This window comes from Pseudomonas sp. GD03842, assembly GCF_029841165.1.
Classification (GTDB): Bacteria; Pseudomonadota; Gammaproteobacteria; order Pseudomonadales; family Pseudomonadaceae; genus Aquipseudomonas.
The window spans coordinates 83,325-98,151 of sequence record NZ_JAOCEA010000020.1; the positions used below are offsets into that span (position 1 = coordinate 83,325).

13 protein-coding genes and 4 tRNA genes are annotated in these 14,827 nt (G+C 57.8%); 10 read left to right on the forward strand and 7 right to left on the reverse strand.

Annotated features, from left to right (window positions below; all coding sequences use genetic code 11):
* The first annotated feature begins 71 nt into the window (after positions 1-71).
* From N5D61_RS23460 to N5D61_RS23480, 5 genes are all read left to right on the forward strand, one after another.
* Positions 72-1,304, forward strand: coding sequence for an aspartate kinase (locus N5D61_RS23460; RefSeq protein WP_108238168.1), 1,233 nt, complete (start codon positions 72-74; stop codon positions 1,302-1,304).
* 183 nt (positions 1,305-1,487) lie between these two features.
* Complete coding sequence (gene csrA / locus N5D61_RS23465) at positions 1,488-1,676, forward strand: carbon storage regulator CsrA (RefSeq protein ID WP_002554426.1); 189 nt, start codon at positions 1,488-1,490, stop codon at positions 1,674-1,676.
* A 62-nt stretch (positions 1,677-1,738) separates the two neighbouring features.
* Positions 1,739-1,829 (forward strand) — tRNA-Ser (locus N5D61_RS23470).
* Positions 1,830-1,936: 107 nt separating this feature from the next.
* A tRNA-Arg gene (locus N5D61_RS23475) sits at positions 1,937-2,013 on the forward strand.
* Between the two features lie 136 nt (positions 2,014-2,149).
* Positions 2,150-2,226 (forward strand) — tRNA-Arg (locus N5D61_RS23480).
* A gap of 42 nt (positions 2,227-2,268) precedes the next feature.
* On the opposite strand, the gene N5D61_RS23485 is transcribed toward N5D61_RS23480, so the two are convergent.
* Positions 2,269-2,772, reverse strand: a complete 504-nt coding sequence (locus N5D61_RS23485) for a cell envelope protein SmpA (RefSeq protein ID WP_279894366.1) — start codon at positions 2,770-2,772, stop codon at positions 2,269-2,271.
* A gap of 376 nt (positions 2,773-3,148) precedes the next feature.
* Here N5D61_RS23485 and mgtE point away from each other — a divergent pair, with 376 nt between their 5' ends.
* Complete coding sequence (mgtE, locus tag N5D61_RS23490) at positions 3,149-4,591, forward strand: magnesium transporter (protein ID WP_108238170.1); 1,443 nt, start codon at positions 3,149-3,151, stop codon at positions 4,589-4,591.
* Between the two features lie 133 nt (positions 4,592-4,724).
* Here mgtE and N5D61_RS23495 read toward each other — a convergent pair whose 3' ends face one another.
* The 3 genes from N5D61_RS23495 to N5D61_RS23505 form a co-directional block, all read right to left on the reverse strand.
* The gene (locus tag N5D61_RS23495; RefSeq protein WP_108238171.1) at positions 4,725-5,048 is read right to left on the reverse strand and encodes an Arc family DNA-binding protein; all 324 of its coding nucleotides are present in this window, start codon (positions 5,046-5,048) and stop codon (positions 4,725-4,727) included.
* 434 nt (positions 5,049-5,482) lie between these two features.
* Positions 5,483-5,680, reverse strand: a complete 198-nt coding sequence (locus tag N5D61_RS23500) for a PA3371 family protein (protein ID WP_108238172.1) — start codon at positions 5,678-5,680, stop codon at positions 5,483-5,485.
* A 53-nt stretch (positions 5,681-5,733) separates the two neighbouring features.
* Positions 5,734-5,967, reverse strand: coding sequence for a hypothetical protein (locus tag N5D61_RS23505; protein ID WP_279894371.1), 234 nt, complete (start codon positions 5,965-5,967; stop codon positions 5,734-5,736).
* A gap of 310 nt (positions 5,968-6,277) precedes the next feature.
* On the opposite strand from N5D61_RS23505, the gene N5D61_RS23510 reads away from it, so the two are divergent.
* Positions 6,278-6,354, forward strand: a tRNA-Arg gene (locus N5D61_RS23510).
* Positions 6,355-6,443: 89 nt separating this feature from the next.
* A complete protein-coding gene (locus tag N5D61_RS23515; protein WP_108238174.1) occupies positions 6,444-6,938 on the forward strand; it encodes a GNAT family N-acetyltransferase in 495 nt (164 codons plus the stop codon).
* A gap of 68 nt (positions 6,939-7,006) precedes the next feature.
* Here N5D61_RS23515 and mqo read toward each other — a convergent pair whose 3' ends face one another.
* Together mqo and N5D61_RS23525 are read right to left on the reverse strand one after the other, a co-directional pair.
* Positions 7,007-8,644, reverse strand: coding sequence for a malate dehydrogenase (quinone) (gene mqo / locus N5D61_RS23520; RefSeq protein ID WP_108238175.1), 1,638 nt, complete (start codon positions 8,642-8,644; stop codon positions 7,007-7,009).
* A gap of 425 nt (positions 8,645-9,069) precedes the next feature.
* Positions 9,070-10,710, reverse strand: a complete 1,641-nt coding sequence (locus N5D61_RS23525) for a methyl-accepting chemotaxis protein (protein ID WP_279894367.1) — start codon at positions 10,708-10,710, stop codon at positions 9,070-9,072.
* Positions 10,711-11,155: 445 nt separating this feature from the next.
* On the opposite strand from N5D61_RS23525, the gene N5D61_RS23530 reads away from it, so the two are divergent.
* Complete coding sequence (locus N5D61_RS23530) at positions 11,156-12,760, forward strand: tetratricopeptide repeat-containing response regulator (protein ID WP_279894368.1); 1,605 nt, start codon at positions 11,156-11,158, stop codon at positions 12,758-12,760.
* Positions 12,757-13,449 (forward strand): HAMP domain-containing sensor histidine kinase, encoded by a 693-nt coding sequence (locus tag N5D61_RS23535; protein ID WP_279894369.1) that lies wholly within the window; start codon positions 12,757-12,759, stop codon positions 13,447-13,449. Before N5D61_RS23530 ends, N5D61_RS23535 begins: the two co-directional genes overlap by 4 nt.
* 442 nt (positions 13,450-13,891) lie before the next feature.
* Here the strand turns inward: N5D61_RS23535 and N5D61_RS23540 are convergent, their stop codons facing one another.
* Complete coding sequence (locus N5D61_RS23540) at positions 13,892-14,608, reverse strand: FadR/GntR family transcriptional regulator (protein WP_108238179.1); 717 nt, start codon at positions 14,606-14,608, stop codon at positions 13,892-13,894.
* Positions 14,609-14,827 lie beyond the last annotated feature (219 nt).

Sequence of the window (14,827 nt, forward strand, 5' to 3'; positions counted from 1 at the left end):
GCCAAGGGGGCTGCGGCGCTACGCGGTTTGAATGTTTAACGGGCGCCCTAACGGGCCGAGGCGGCTTTGAGATGGCTTTAATCGTACAAAAATTTGGCGGCACCTCCGTGGGCTCTATCGAGCGCATCGAGCAGGTGGCCGACAAGGTCAGGAAATTCCGCGAAGCGGGTGATGATCTGGTGGTGGTGCTGTCCGCCATGAGCGGCGAAACCAACCGCCTGATCGACCTGGCCAAGCAGATCAACGATCAACCGGATCCTCGCGAACTGGACGTGATCGTTTCCACCGGCGAGCAGGTCACCATCGCCTTGCTGGCGATGGCACTGATCAAGCGCGGTGTGCCGGCGGTGTCTTACACCGGTAATCAGGTGCGCATCCTGACTGACAACTCGCACAACAAAGCGCGCATTCTGCAGATCGACGACCACAAGATTCGCTCCGACCTGAAGGCCGGTCGTGTCGTGGTGGTGGCGGGTTTCCAGGGTGTCGATGAAAACGGCAACATCACGACACTGGGGCGTGGCGGTTCCGACACCACGGGCGTGGCGCTTGCCGCCGCGCTGAAGGCTGACGAATGTCAGATCTACACGGACGTCGATGGCGTTTACACCACGGATCCGCGTGTCGTGCCGCAGGCGCAGCGCCTGGAGAAGATCACCTTCGAAGAGATGCTGGAAATGGCCAGCCTCGGCTCCAAGGTGCTACAGATCCGCTCGGTGGAGTTCGCCGGCAAATACAACGTCCCGCTGCGCGTGCTGCACAGCTTCAAGGAGGGTCCGGGTACCCTCATTACCATCGATGAAGAGGAATCCATGGAACAGCCGATCATTTCGGGCATCGCCTTCAACCGTGACGAGGCCAAGCTGACCATTCGTGGCGTCCCGGATACCCCAGGCGTTGCCTTCAAGATCCTTGGCCCGATCAGTGCCGCGAACATCGAAGTGGACATGATCGTGCAGAATGTCGCGCACGATAACACCACGGATTTCACCTTCACGGTGCATCGTAACGAGTACGAGAAAGCCCTGAGCGTGCTGGAAAATACCGCGAAGGAAATCGGTGCCCGCGAGGTGATCGGCGATACCAAGATCGCCAAGGTCTCCATCGTCGGCGTCGGTATGCGCTCCCACGCGGGTGTGGCCAGCCGCATGTTCGAATCGCTGGCCAAGGAAAGCATCAACATCCAGATGATCTCGACCTCCGAAATCAAAGTCTCGGTCGTCATTGAGGAGAAATACCTGGAGCTGGCCGTGCGCGCCCTGCATACGGCGTTCGAGCTCGACGCGCCCCGCAAGGGCGAATAACGGCGGGGACGAAAGGCGCGGTGGAAACCGCGCCTTTTTGTGTGTCCGACGCGCGTGCGAAAAAAGTGTTTTTTTCCGGCGCTAGTCAATACTCAGGGTGCTGGCCCGTTGCCGCTTGTGGCAGGGCCGACACCTTTCGGTTGTGCAGTCTGCAGTCCCTGAATTCAGGTTGAGGAGATAGGTATGCTGATTTTGACCCGTCGGTGCGCAGAGAGCCTGATTATCGGTGACGGTGAGATCACCGTGACGGTGCTCGGCGTAAAAGGTAATCAGGTACGAATTGGCGTCAACGCGCCCAAGGAAGTGGCTGTTCACCGCGAAGAGATTTACCTGCGCATCAAGAAAGAGAAGGATGAGGAACCAAGCCATTAATTTTATTTGAATTTTTGGTTTGCAAACGGGGAAAAGGGTGGTTATTATACGCCCCGTGTTGCGGAGAGCTGGCCGAGTGGCCGAAGGCGCTCCCCTGCTAAGGGAGTACACCTCAAAAGGGTGTCGGGGGTTCGAATCCCCCGTTCTCCGCCATTATTTGCTTAGTACGTTGTAATCTGGCTTCTTCGGTAAGTGGTTGAATTTACTAGAAAAAGTGCTTGACCAAGAGATTTGACGGCCTATAATGCGCGGCAACAAATGCACTCGTAGCTCAGCTGGATAGAGTACTCGGCTACGAACCGAGCGGTCACAGGTTCGAATCCTGTCGAGTGCACCATTTAAGCGTTGTGAGTAGTGATACTTACAGCAGCTTTAAAAAAGAGCCTGACTTAAACAGGTCTTCGGAAGAGCCACTCATTTCCAGAAGTAAAATGCAAAAAGCCAGAGGTGAACTGGTTTAAAAAGCGCCACCTGCACTCGTAGCTCAGCTGGATAGAGTACTCGGCTACGAACCGAGCGGTCACAGGTTCGAATCCTGTCGAGTGCACCATAAAACGAAAAGCCCGCATTCAGATGCGGGCTTTTTGCTTTTCTAGGGTCTGCTTTTAGAGCGGCCACCTTTAACGCATCCGTGCTCGTCGAACGCGACCTGTCGGCTTCTGCCTTTTTTCTCGGCGTACACGTAGCGCACTTCACCGTTACGCCCGATGATTTTGTCAGGCTTCCCAAGCAGGCTTTCCACATCCCGCTTGGTCATGCCTGTCGGTGTCTGCTGATTGATGATCGCCTTGCGCCGTTGTTCCGCGCTCAACACATTTCCGCAGCCATCGTCCCGTTGGCCGACGATCACCAGGTCCTCTGAAGGTTGCTTGGTGGGCTTGGCGGCCTTGGTGGACGTCAGGATGGTGGGGGGCGGGCTGCCTGGCAACGGGCTGTCCGCTTTCTGCAGGCGTGATGCTTGCCCGGCCGGACAGCTCAAGGTTGTGAAGGTGATATGACCGCGTTCGTCTTCACAGCGATTGACCGTGGCCGTCCATCCATACACGGGCAGTCCGAGCAGCGCAGCAATGACGATATTCCGAGTGTCGAACCCCATGGCGCATTCCTCCTTGGCGAATGTCCAGGCAGGCTAGTCAGATGAAAAAGGGGCGGCGAGCGTGTTTTCTTCTCGGGATGTGACGTCGTACCGTGGCGCCTTGTAAAACCCTTGGTGCAACTGCGTTTTGCTATCGGCCCAAGGGGTGTGGTCAAGTGTGAACAAACCTTTGCATTGTGTTGCAAGCGATTGTTCCGCGTTGAATTTTTAACATGCAAACCCGGCAAGCGGTGTATGATTGCGCCCGTCAGCCCCGCCGGGGCTTGTGGAATACCTCCATGGACTTACCCAGTAGCCATTTAGAACCAAGCTGTACCAATCACGAATCGACTGATTGATCTTCCGGCGGGTCCACTGCTGGGAGTGGAGTTCGCCTATGACCGAAATAGAAGTAAAGAAGACTCAGGAAAGCCTTCAGGATCGTCTGGCCCAGGTTATCGACCTGTTGCAGCGTCAGCGTGTCGTGGAAGACCTGACACATCGCCAGGATGGTCAGCACCAGGAGCGTGTTGATAATCTCGTTCACCGGCAGAATTTGGTCGAGCTGCAACGCAAGCTCGATGATCTGCACTCCGCCGACGTTGCCTATATTCTCGAAGCCCTGCCTGTTGAGGACCGACTGACGGTCTGGCAACTGGTCAAGGCTGAGCGCGACGGCGATATTCTTCTCGAAGTTTCCGATTCTGTCCGCGAAACGTTGATCGCCGACATGGACGATCACGAATTGCTCGCCGCTGCCAAGGAAATGGACGCGGACGAGCTCGCCGACCTTGCACCCGAGCTGCCTCGGGATGTCGTTCATGAGTTGATGGAAGCGCTGGACAGCCAGCAGCGTGAGCGGGTGCGTTCGGCGCTCTCCTATGATGAGGATCAGGTCGGGGCCCTGATGGACTTCGAGATGGTCACCATCCGCGAGGATGTCAGCCTCGAGGTGGTCTTGCGCTACCTGCGCCGTCTCAAGGAGCTGCCTGGTCACACCGACAAGCTGTTCGTGGTGGATCACGACGGTGTGCTCAAAGGTGTGTTGCCGATCAAGCGGCTGCTGGTCAACGACCCTGACAAGCAGGTGTCCGAAGTCATGGCCAACGATCCGGTCAGCTTCCATCCGGACGGCGATGCGTACGAAGCCGCGCAGGCCTTCGAGCGCTATGACCTGATTTCTTCACCTGTCGTCGACAAGAATGGCAAGCTCATCGGCCGGCTGACCATTGATGAGATGGTCGACCTCATTCGTGAGGAAAGCGAGACAGAAGTCTTGAACATGGCCGGTCTGCGCGAAGAAGAGGATATCTTCGCCTCAGTGTGGCGTTCGCTGCGCAACCGCTGGTCGTGGCTGGCCGTGAACCTGATTACCGCCTTCATCGCCTCGCGGGTGATTGGCCTGTTCGAAGGTTCCATCGAAAAGCTGGTGGCGCTGGCGGCGCTGATGCCGATCGTGGCGGGCATTGGTGGTAATTCGGGTAACCAGACCATCACCATGATCGTCCGCGCCATGGCGCTGGACCAGGTGAGCACCGGCAATACCTCGCGTTTGATGCGCAAGGAGCTGGGCGTTGCACTGGTCAACGGTCTGATCTGGGGTGGAGTGATTGGTGTGGTCGCCTACATGCTTTATCACAGTTGGTCATTGGGTGTGGTGATGACTGCCGCAATGACGCTCAATCTGTTGTTGGCAGCCTTCATGGGCGTGTTGATTCCCATGACGCTCGCACGACTCGGACGTGATCCGGCGATGGGCTCCAGTGTCATGATTACCGCCATGACGGACAGCGGCGGCTTCTTCATTTTCCTGGGCTTGGCGACGCTGTTTCTGCTTTGATCAAGCCGCGCCTCTCCTGAGCAACCGCCGCACAGCGCGGTTGTTCAATGTCCGTCACCGCGATAGCGCGGGTGGGCGGGCACAAAAAAAGCCAGCAATTGCTGGCTTTTTCTCTACTTGCTGCGCGATCGAATTATTCTTCGTCGCCCAAGCTGGTGTCGTGAGCAATGAGCGACACCAACGCGTTTTGCTGACGATGGGCGAGTTGGCGAAAACGTTGCAGCAACTCGCGCTCGTGCAATGACAGCTCAGGGCTGTCAAGGCGAAGCTTGGCCTCATCCCCTAACGCGCCTTCCTGAATCAGGCTTTGTTCGAGGCGTGCAATGATTTCAGAATTCATGCTGCGATGGTTGTCCTTGGAGACCTCGGCGATGCGCTCGCGCATGCCTTCCGGAAGACGGACAACGAACTTGTCAGCTGTGCGACTGGAATAATTGGCCTGTTTCATAGGGCTCATATTTTTAACCGATTTAGTTCAAAAGGGAGGCGGTTCATGCATTGGGCCGCGAGATTCAACAGTCTGACTGTCTTCACGGCGAAATGTTCAACCTGCCCAGCATAAAGGTCCGACATGATGCAGCAAATCGTCGAAACCTTGGCGTCAAATCTGTGACAAATATTGAACTAGATAAAGGCGTTTAGCCAGCACCAATTATCAGAAATGCGTTCTGGTTAGCAAAGTTCCGAGGCACCCGTCACCCCCGGCGGCCGCAGACTACGCGGGCTTGCGCCGTGATGGCTATCTGTCTTCAGGGTAGAGCCCATCGCGGATATTTTCGAGAAAACATTCAGGAAAGAGACGAAGGGTCACGCGATCAAGGAAGGGAGGGCGGTGCGGCAATAAACGAAATGCGTTTGATGAGTCGAGTCAGGCTTGCGCGGGAACCGTTCCTACGGCTTGGCTTGGCGCAGTACCGGGTCGAACTTGATCCGACGGCCAACGATCAATGACATCAGGAATAACATGGCGAATACGCCAGCGCTGATCTTCGCAATCAGCCCCAATGGCTCAAGCGATGCGTCTAGCAATTGATCTACGGCGAGAGCCATCAAGGTCAGAACAAGGAAGGACAGAGCAGCTTTTGACATGGCAGTTCTCGTAAAAAAGGAAAAACGGGTGTTTCAGACACCGTGCAAATAATTCAGAACACCCAGCGTTCGGTGCGGTCAACAGGAATAGCGTCGTCTGTGTCAGTGGCCAGCATGGCGTCGGAGCGGTGGCTCTGCATTGCCGCATAGCGAGGCGCCTGTTTAACCAGATAATGCGGTTGGGCTTGCTGTGCGACGTTCTCGGTCTGGCTGGCATTGTCTTGAAAATGGAAGGCTACCAATGCAACAAGGGCTGCGGCATTCAGGAGGGAGAGCGTCATGTTCATCTCGTTTACCTTCACGTGGGTAGGTGTCTGAAAGGGATTTGCACGATCAGAGAGAATGCAGCGTGCATGCCAAGCTGATATCAGAAAATAATCCTTAAAAAACAATGAGTTATATTTGAATTGCAATGGTTGTGGGTTGCAGTTTGCAAGGATCCCAACTGCCGACATTGCATTTTGCATGACGGACCTTTCCCACAGGTTCGATCAACGTAAGACCATGGTTCGAAACGCCAATCACGACATGACAAAACAATGGCTTGCCGTTAACATGCACGCCGTCTCGCTGGCACCGTTCAGGCGCCGGCACCGTGTCTCAGTAGCTCAATTGGATAGAGCATCCCCCTCCTAAGGGGAAGGTTGTGAGTTCGAACCTCGCCTGGGACACCATTTCAAATACGCTTCCCAGTCCAGGCTCTGTTTTTGGATCGCTTGCGACCGTCAGGCCAACCCGGCTGGCCCTGCTGAAGGATAGGTTGATGACCCCTCTAGATATCACCATCGAGCGTTATGTGCCTGGCGATGAGCAGGGCATCATTGACGTGATCGTGCCGATCCAACGCGAAGAATTTGGTATCGATATCACCCCCGAAGACCAACCCGATCTGATGGCTATTCCTTCCTTTTATCAGGCAGGCAAAGGCGATTTCTGGGTGGCTCGTGCGCAAGGGCGGGTGATTGGCACGATCAGCATGAAAGACATCGGCAACGATGAGGTCGCGCTGCGCAAGATGTTTGTGGCGGCTGCATGGCGAGGGCGCGAGTTTGGCGTGGCGAAACGTCTGCTCGAGTGCCTGATGGAAGCTGCGGCTGCGCGAGGTGTGACGCGAATCTATCTGGGAACGACGGCTAAATTTCTCGCTGCGCACCGGTTCTATGAGAAGCACGGCTTCGAGCTGATCGAGCCGACCGACCTTCCAGCGAGTTTTCCTTTGATGGCCGTGGACACGCGTTTTTACGCCTACACCGTCTAGCGCGAAGCGCATAAAAAAAGCCACGGGGTTTGCGCCCCGTGGCTTTCGTGTTTACCGCATCAGCGGCATTACAGCGCCATGTCGTTTGCAGGCTTGCTTTCAAGCGGCTTGCTCGGCTCGGTGCGCGTGCCGACGCTCTGGTCGATGACCGGCGGCTTGTCCAGTTGCAGGACTTCGGCGGTGTAGTTCCATTCCTGCTGCACTGCAGCCGGCGAGTCGTTCAGCTTGGTGCCGTAGCTTGGGATGATCTGATGGATCTTGGCTTGCCACTCAGGCGTTGCCACTTTGTCCTTGAAGACCTTCTCCAGCACGTTCAGCATGATTGGCGCTGCGGTCGACGCACCTGGCGAGGCGCCCAGCAGTGCGGCAATGCTGCCATCCTGCGAGGAAACGACTTCGGTACCCAGCTTCAGCACGCCGCCTTTTTCGGCATCACGCTTGATGATCTGAACACGCTGGCCAGCTTGCCATAGACGCCAGTCTTCTTTCTTGGCATGCGGGAAATACTCCTGCAGCGCCTTGAAGCGGTCATCGTCAGACAGCATCAACTGACCGGCGAGGTACTCGACCAGCGGGTACTGCTCGATGCCCACTTTGGTCATCGGCCAGAAGTTGTGGGTGGTCATGCTGCTGAACAGGTCCAGGTACGAACCCTGCTTCAGAAACTTGGTCGAGAAGGTGGCAAACGGGCCAAAAAGGATCACGCGCTTGCCGTCCAGCACGCGGGTGTCCAGGTGCGGAACCGACATGGGTGGCGCGCCGGTAGAGGCGATGCCATAGGCCTTGGCCATGTGCTGCATGGCAATGTCCTGGTTCTCGGTCACCAGGAACGAACCGCCGACCGGGAAGCCTGCATAGTCGCGGCCTTCAGGAATGCCGGATTTCTGCAACAGCTTCAACGCGCCGCCGCCTGCGCCGATGAACAGGAATTTCGCGTCGGTGCCACTAGTGGTGCCGTCTTTCAAGTTTTTGTACGAGACGTGCCAACTGCCGTCATCGTTACGCTTGATGTCCTCGACCTCGGTGGAAAGCTTCAGGTTGAAGTTCGGGCGGGTCTGCAGAGAGCTCACGTATTGGCGGGTGACTTCACCCCAGTTGACGTCGGTGCCGATCGGCGTCCAGGTCGTGGCCAGCTTCTGGTTCGGGTCGCGGCCTTCCATCATCAGAGGCACCCACTTGGCGATCTGCGCGTGGTCCTCGGAGAATTGCATTGGGCGGAACAGCGGGCTGGCTTGCAGGGCCTCGTAACGTTTTTTGAGGAATTTGATGTTGTCATCGCCCCACACGAAACTCATGTGCGGTGTGGAGTTGATGAACGAGTGCGGGTTTTTCAGCACGTCGCTGCGCACTTGCCAGGCCAGGAACTGACGGGTCACCTGGAAGGCTTCGTTGATCTCGATGGCTTTGGAGATGTTGACCTTGCCGTCTTTGTCTTCAGGCGTGTAGTTCAACTCCGCCAGGCCAGAGTGGCCAGTGCCGGCGTTGTTCCAGCCGTTGGAGCTTTCTTCGGCTACGCCATCAAGGCGCTCGATCATTTCCATCGACCAGCCCGGTTCCAGCTCATTGAGCCAGACACCCAGCGTCGAGCTCATGATGCCGCCGCCGATCAGCAGCACGTCCACTTTTTTGCTTTCGGCCGCATGGGCTTGAAGCATCCCCAAAGAAATCGCCAGGCCCAGCAGCGCCTTGCTCGTCGTTTTGATCATGGTGCCTTCCACTTGATTTAACGTTATCCGCCTGCCGCTTGGTCGAGGCGAAACCGAATGGCCGCGTCGGGTCCGACGTGACGGTTTCGGTTTCGCGCCCGGCGGGCGAGGGTGGGGTCAAGGCCGATGATGCAGACCTCGAGTTGTGTGTCCCTCCGCGCTGGCTTTTTGTTAAATCGTTGGATTCAGCAGCTTGAGTAAACAACAAACAGTTCGCAAACCCGCTCATCAGGTCCAGGTCCGCGAAAGGCGGCGATTGTACCCGAAATGTGATTTGCGACAAAACAGATGACTATTTAGTCAATACGCCAATGTGTCACAGGTGGCCGAAAGACAGCTCCATGGCCTATGACGGCGCGTTTTGTCGACGGCGGCAAAGGCCGATCTTCCGCCGACAGGGCGCGCTACGACACTGGCGGCAAGGGTTAAAGCGTGAATTTGCCCACCATGCTGTTGAAGGAGATGGCCAGCCGCGAGAGTTCTTGGCTCGATGCGTTGGTCTGGTTGGCGCCCGCAGCCGTCTGTGCCGAAAGGTCCTGGATGTTCACCAGATTGCGATCGACCTCACGAGCCACTTGCGCCTGTTCTTCTGCGGCGCTGGCGATGACCAGGTTGCGTTCGTTGATTTGACTGACGCCTTCACTGATGCGCTCCAGTGCCTGCCCTGCCTCGGTCGCCAGGCCTTGGGTATTGACTGCCAGCGCCTGACTTTTGCCCATGGCATGCACCGCCTCGTCAGCGCCGTTGCGAACCTGAGAAATCATCGATTCGATTTCGCCAGTGGAGGCTTGAGTCCGGGCAGCGAGTGCGCGGACCTCGTCGGCCACCACGGCAAATCCGCGGCCCTGCTCACCGGCGCGTGCGGCTTCGATCGCAGCGTTGAGTGCCAGCAGGTTGGTCTGTTCGGCAATGCCGCGGATCACGTCCAGCACCTTGGTGATGTCGCGAATCTGGCCGGCCAGCGCCTCGACGCGCTGGGTCGAATCATTGATTTCGACGGTCATGGTGTTCATCGCCGCGACGGCTTGTTGCACCTGATGTTGCCCTTTGGCCGCCTCCTCAGCGGTGCGGGTCGAGACTTGCGATGCGCTGGCGGCGTTGCGGGCGACTTCCTCGACCGCCGCTGTCATTTCGTTGACTGCTGTTGCGGCCTGCTGGATTTCGTCGTTCTGGCGCTGCAGCCCACGGCTGCTGTCGTCGGTTACAGCGGTCAGTTCCTCGGCAGCCGAGGCCAATTGGTCCGAGGCGTTGGCGATCTGCTGCACGGTGTTCTTCAGGTTGCCCTGCATATTCGACAAGGCCTTGAGCAACTGGCCGGTTTCGTCTTCGCCACCACTGGCGATGGTTTGGGTCAGGTCGCCACTGGCGACGCGCGCGGCGCTGTCGACCGAGAGAAAAATCGGACGAGTAATCATGCGGGTGACGATCAACCCCAAGGCAATGGCGCATAGCACCGCGAGCAGCGCACCGATGCCCAGCATCCAACTGACTTGACGGTCGGTCTCGACACCGGCCTGTGCCGATTCGCGGGCCTGGCGGGCGTTGGATTCGATCATGATCTTCAGCTCGGTCATGGTTTTGCGATAGCTGGGTGTGACGCTGCTCGCCGCCTGCTTGCTGGCCTGGTCAATGTCGCCACTTTGCATCATCGTGAGGGTGCTTTGCATGGCGGACGAGTAGGCGGCCCAATCCCGTTCGAAGTCATCGCCAGCGGCTTTCTCATCTGCCTCGAGCGGTGTCCCGCGATAAACCTTGAACTCGCTTTCCGCCTGGGCCTGGTTTTCTTTCAGCGATTGAATCGCGGCGTTGATTTCGTCCGGGCTCGCTTTGGTGGCGCTCAGGGCAAGTGCCTTGTAGAAGTCGCGGTTGGTGGCGATGACGTTGGCCTTGACCGAGTCCACTTTGGCGATCGAGACCAGGTTGTCCTCGACAGTGTTCTGAAACAGATCGTACAGGCGGGAAATACCGGTCTGTCCCAGCACACCGATCACAACCGTGATGAGTGCGCACAGGCAAAACGCAGACAGCAATTTGGTCTTGAGTTTCAGATTCGAGAGCCAGGACATGGAGAGTACTCGGGCAGGGAGGAGGGGGCGGCACACAGGCGCTTTCCCTGCGTATCGGCGGAGAAATCCCGGACTTTACCGGTTTCGAAACAAGCAGATGAACGCCCTCATCTCGACGATCCTGCACCCATTAGCGAGTGGACATTCCAGCGCAATGAGAGGTGTTGGTCTGACAATGGAGGGGCGCCGTGCGGACGGTTCAAAACGTGCAATCTGCGATCACGGTCGCTTTTTCCCGCGCCCATCACCTAAGCTTTACCCCTGCGCCGCCGATAACCCGGACAAGCGGCAATTCACCGCACCGCAACTCGCCCGAGCTGGTATGAATTAGCTTGATGGCAAATTGATGTTGGCTATCATCGTCACCCGCAGCACGGGGGCGATGCCGTCGACGTATTGTGTAATTGCCCTTGGGCCGATTTTTTCTCCCGTGACAGGAATCTCGATGCTGGCGTGGAACCAAAAAACCTTTCTGATCGTCGATGATTTCTCCGATTTCCGCAGTTCGGTCAGGTCGATGCTGCGCGAATTGGGCGTCAAGGAAGTGGACACTGCAGACAACGGTGAACAGGCCATCAAAGCCTGTTCGCAAAAGCGCTATGACTTCATCCTTCACGATTTCAACCTGGGCGATGGCAAGAAAAATGGCCAGCAGGTGCTCGAAGACCTGATGACTGATCGCCTGATCAGCCATGAAAGCGTGTTTGTCATGGTCACGGCCGAAAACAGCCAGGCAATGGTGATGAGTGCGCTGGAATGGGAGCCTGACGCTTACCTGACCAAGCCGTTCAACCGCGCCAGCCTTGCCCAGCGACTGGAAAAAATCGTCCAGCGCAAGACCGTGCTCAAACCGATTCTCCAGGCCCTGGACCGTGGCAAGCCGGCCGAAGTGCTGGCCGCTTGCGTCAACCTGACCAAACAGGATCCGCGCTTTGCGCCGTTGTGCATGCGTTACAAGGCCGACGCCTTGCGTGATCTGAATCAGTTCGAACCGCTGGAAGCCTTCCTCAAGTCGATACTCGCCGACCGTCCCCAGCCATGGGCCTATTCGGCACTGGGCAAGCTGCTTCATAAACGAGGCCGCAACGCCGAAGCACAAGGCGTTTATGAGGAAGCCATTCGCGCCTTCAACAGCATGCCGGTGCTGTTCGACGGTTTGGCCGACGTGCTGATCACCAGCGGCGACGGGCGCCGAGCGCAGAAAATGCTGGAAGAAGCCGTGCGCCTGTCGCCGTATGCGGTCCGACGCCAACGGCTGTTGGGTAAGCTGGCGTTGGAAAATCAGGACTTCGACAGCGCCTCCAAGGCTTATCGCCAAGCCGTTTCCCAAGGGCAGTTTTCACGCTTCAAAGACCCCGAAACCAATCTGGGGCTGGCGCAGGCGCTGATCAGCAAAGGTGGCGAACGGGGGCTCGACGCCCGTACCCGGGTCGAAATCAACCAGACCCTCGGTGAAGTGGCCAAGGAGCACACCCACGATGCCGGTCTGCAGGTGCGCGCCCGTTTGATGAAGGCGACCAGCGTCGCGACCTCCGACCCGGAAATGGCGGCGAAACTGACTGAGCAGGCCATGACCCGTCTGGAAGGCATGGAGCAATTTCTCAGCGCCGACGCTGCGCTCGCCGTGGCCGCGCAGCTCAAGCAGTTGGGCCAGGAATCGGCCGGCGCGAACATTCTCAAAAGCTGTGCGGAAATCTACGGCGACGATCCGCAGGTCATGCAGAACATCGCCAAACAGACCGACGATCCGGACATCCTCAGCGCCGGTAAGGCGGCGATCGATTTCAACCTGCAAGGCATCCGCAGTTACCGCGCCGGCAAGCTGGGTGAAGCACAGGACCTGTTCCGTAAAGGCCTGGCACTGCAACCAAAGAACATCAGTATCGCGTTGAATATGGCCCAGTCGCTACTGCACATGGGGGTGCAGAACCTTGACGCGGCCAGCCTGCAGGAGTGTCGCAACAGCCTGAAAATGGTGGGCATGATGCCCGAGACGGACCCGCGCTACGAGCGCTACCAGAAACTGCGGCTCAAGGCATTCGGCGAATGACGGATCAGGAACTGGGGCTGGATTTTTCGATGGTGATCGCCTCCACCGTCCATGACATGAAGAACTCGCTGGCGTCGCTGATCCAAGCCCATGGTCAGTGGGTCCGGCAATTGCCCGAGGCGCAGCGCGGCACCGCGGAACAGGGGGTGATCGATTACGAATTCGCACACCTCAACGGCATGCTGGTGCAGTTGTTGGGCTTATACAAACTGGGCGTGAACCAACTGCCGTTGCGCCCGGATTATCACGAGCTGGATGACTTCATCGAAGCCCAGTTGGCCTTTCACCAGGAAGTTCTCGCCAGCCGCGGCATCGCGGCCCGGTATGAGGTTGAAGACTTCGGTCTGCCGGGTTTCTTCGACCGCGAGCTGATCGGCTCGGTGGTCTCGAACGTGGTGATCAATGCCATTCGCTTTGCGCGCAAGGAGGTGTTGATTTCGGCCAGGCAGATAGACCAACAATTGGTCATCAGCGTCAACGATGACGGGCCTGGCTTTCCTGAACCGATGATCGCGCATCAGGCCGATTATGTGCTGGGCATCAACCAACGCAGCGGCAGCACCGGGCTGGGTCTGTACTTCGCTGCCAATATCGCTCGCCAGCATCAGCGGCAGGGTGTGCGCGGACGCATCGAAATCGCCAACGGCGGCGAGTTGGGTGGCGGGGTGTTCAGGATTTACCTGCCCTGACCGAACGACCTGGTACCCGTCTGAGCATAGGAGTGCCTGCCAAGCTCAAACCTGCGCTCACGGGCTTTCGGAGTGAGCGGTATATCGGACCGAGCGCTTACTGCGCATTCGCCACATTCATCTTCGGTGGTGTCCAGCCAGCAGATCGCGCAGGCGCGGTGAATGCGTCAGTAGGATGACAGCTGAACAGAGCATACGAAAGCTGCGCCCGGCAAGGGGCGACGATTGACGTTGTTGTTGTTGTTGTTGTTGTTGTTGTTGTTGTTGTTGTTGTTGTGGGCGAGGCGCAGGACTGAGGAAACTGGGCGACGTCCCGTCTTGAATGGATCCCTGTTTCAAGCGTCTTAGTCGCCATCGCGCGATCTTTTAGCAGAAAATATAAGCCGCAGTGACGCGCGATGACCGCCGGGCAGTCAGCGCTACGCTCAGAGCGTCCAAGGGTTTACAACCCTTTACCCAGCACGACGTTGAGCGCATTGCGCGCATCGTCCAGTTGCACCAGCGTGGCGTGATGCGCGCCCAGCGCATCGCGGTTTTCGATGGCGGTGAGGATGGCCTTGTGACGCGGCAGCGCCAATTCGTGCAGATTTGGCCGCTGATTGGAGTGCTTCAAGGCTTCGCGTAGCGCGAGCGACAGCATGTTGCACAGGTGCGCCAGCAGGTCGTTGTGGGTGGCGTCGGCGATGCGGCTGTGGAAATCCAGGTCCGGTTGCAGCACGTCTTCGACGGTCGGGGCGAGGGCCATGCGCTCGTAGGCTTCGCCGATGGCGGCGACTTCCTCAGGCGTAGCGTGCTGGGCGGCGAGGGCGGCGGCAGCCGGTTCGATGATGCTGCGCACGCTGGTCAGCAGTGCAAAGAATTCGTTCTGAGGGGAACATTGCATCAGCCAGTGCAGAACGTCAGGATCCAGAATGTGCCATTCACGTCGGGGCTTGACCACCGTGCCGACGCGCGGGCGCGAGTACACCAGCCCTTTGGCCACCAACACGCGCGTTGCTTCGCGCAAGACCGGACGGCTGACCGCATATTCTTCGCAGAGCAAGGCTTCGGCGGGGAGTTTGTCGTCTGGTTTGAAGCGGCCTGAGACGATCTGCATGCCGATGTCCTGAACGATACGCGAGTGCATGCTTTTACGGTCGGAGGGCTTACGGTAATCCATGGGGCGCGAGGCAATCCTGAGCGATGAATGCGGCGCATCATAGCATTGGCGTGACGGTGGTAGGCGGGCTACAGCGATGAAGCCATCGGTCCGGTTGCGGCGAGCTGATCCATTGGCCAGTTGACGGTGATTCGCCGTTACAGCGGTCAGCTATCCCTATGAAGCCATTAGTCCGGGTTCGGCGAGCTGATCCATTGGCGATGTTGACGCTGATTCACC

Bases quoted from the DNA above. Each gene is read 5' to 3' on its own strand.
- N5D61_RS23460 (WP_108238168.1), top strand. From the start codon at position 72: ATGGCTTTAATCGTACAAAAATTTGGCGGCACCTCCGTGGGCTCTATC.
- csrA (WP_002554426.1), top strand. From the start codon at position 1,488: ATGCTGATTTTGACCCGTCGGTGCGCAGAGAGCCTGATTATCGGTGAC.
- N5D61_RS23485 (WP_279894366.1), bottom strand. From the start codon at position 2,772: ATGGGGTTCGACACTCGGAATATCGTCATTGCTGCGCTGCTCGGACTG.
- mgtE (WP_108238170.1), top strand. From the start codon at position 3,149: ATGACCGAAATAGAAGTAAAGAAGACTCAGGAAAGCCTTCAGGATCGT.
- N5D61_RS23495 (WP_108238171.1), bottom strand. From the start codon at position 5,048: ATGAGCCCTATGAAACAGGCCAATTATTCCAGTCGCACAGCTGACAAG.
- N5D61_RS23500 (WP_108238172.1), bottom strand. From the start codon at position 5,680: ATGTCAAAAGCTGCTCTGTCCTTCCTTGTTCTGACCTTGATGGCTCTC.
- N5D61_RS23505 (WP_279894371.1), bottom strand. From the start codon at position 5,967: ATGAACATGACGCTCTCCCTCCTGAATGCCGCAGCCCTTGTTGCATTG.
- N5D61_RS23515 (WP_108238174.1), top strand. From the start codon at position 6,444: ATGACCCCTCTAGATATCACCATCGAGCGTTATGTGCCTGGCGATGAG.
- mqo (WP_108238175.1), bottom strand. From the start codon at position 8,644: ATGATCAAAACGACGAGCAAGGCGCTGCTGGGCCTGGCGATTTCTTTG.
- N5D61_RS23525 (WP_279894367.1), bottom strand. From the start codon at position 10,710: ATGTCCTGGCTCTCGAATCTGAAACTCAAGACCAAATTGCTGTCTGCG.
- N5D61_RS23530 (WP_279894368.1), top strand. From the start codon at position 11,156: ATGCTGGCGTGGAACCAAAAAACCTTTCTGATCGTCGATGATTTCTCC.
- N5D61_RS23535 (WP_279894369.1), top strand. From the start codon at position 12,757: ATGACGGATCAGGAACTGGGGCTGGATTTTTCGATGGTGATCGCCTCC.
- N5D61_RS23540 (WP_108238179.1), bottom strand. From the start codon at position 14,608: ATGGATTACCGTAAGCCCTCCGACCGTAAAAGCATGCACTCGCGTATC.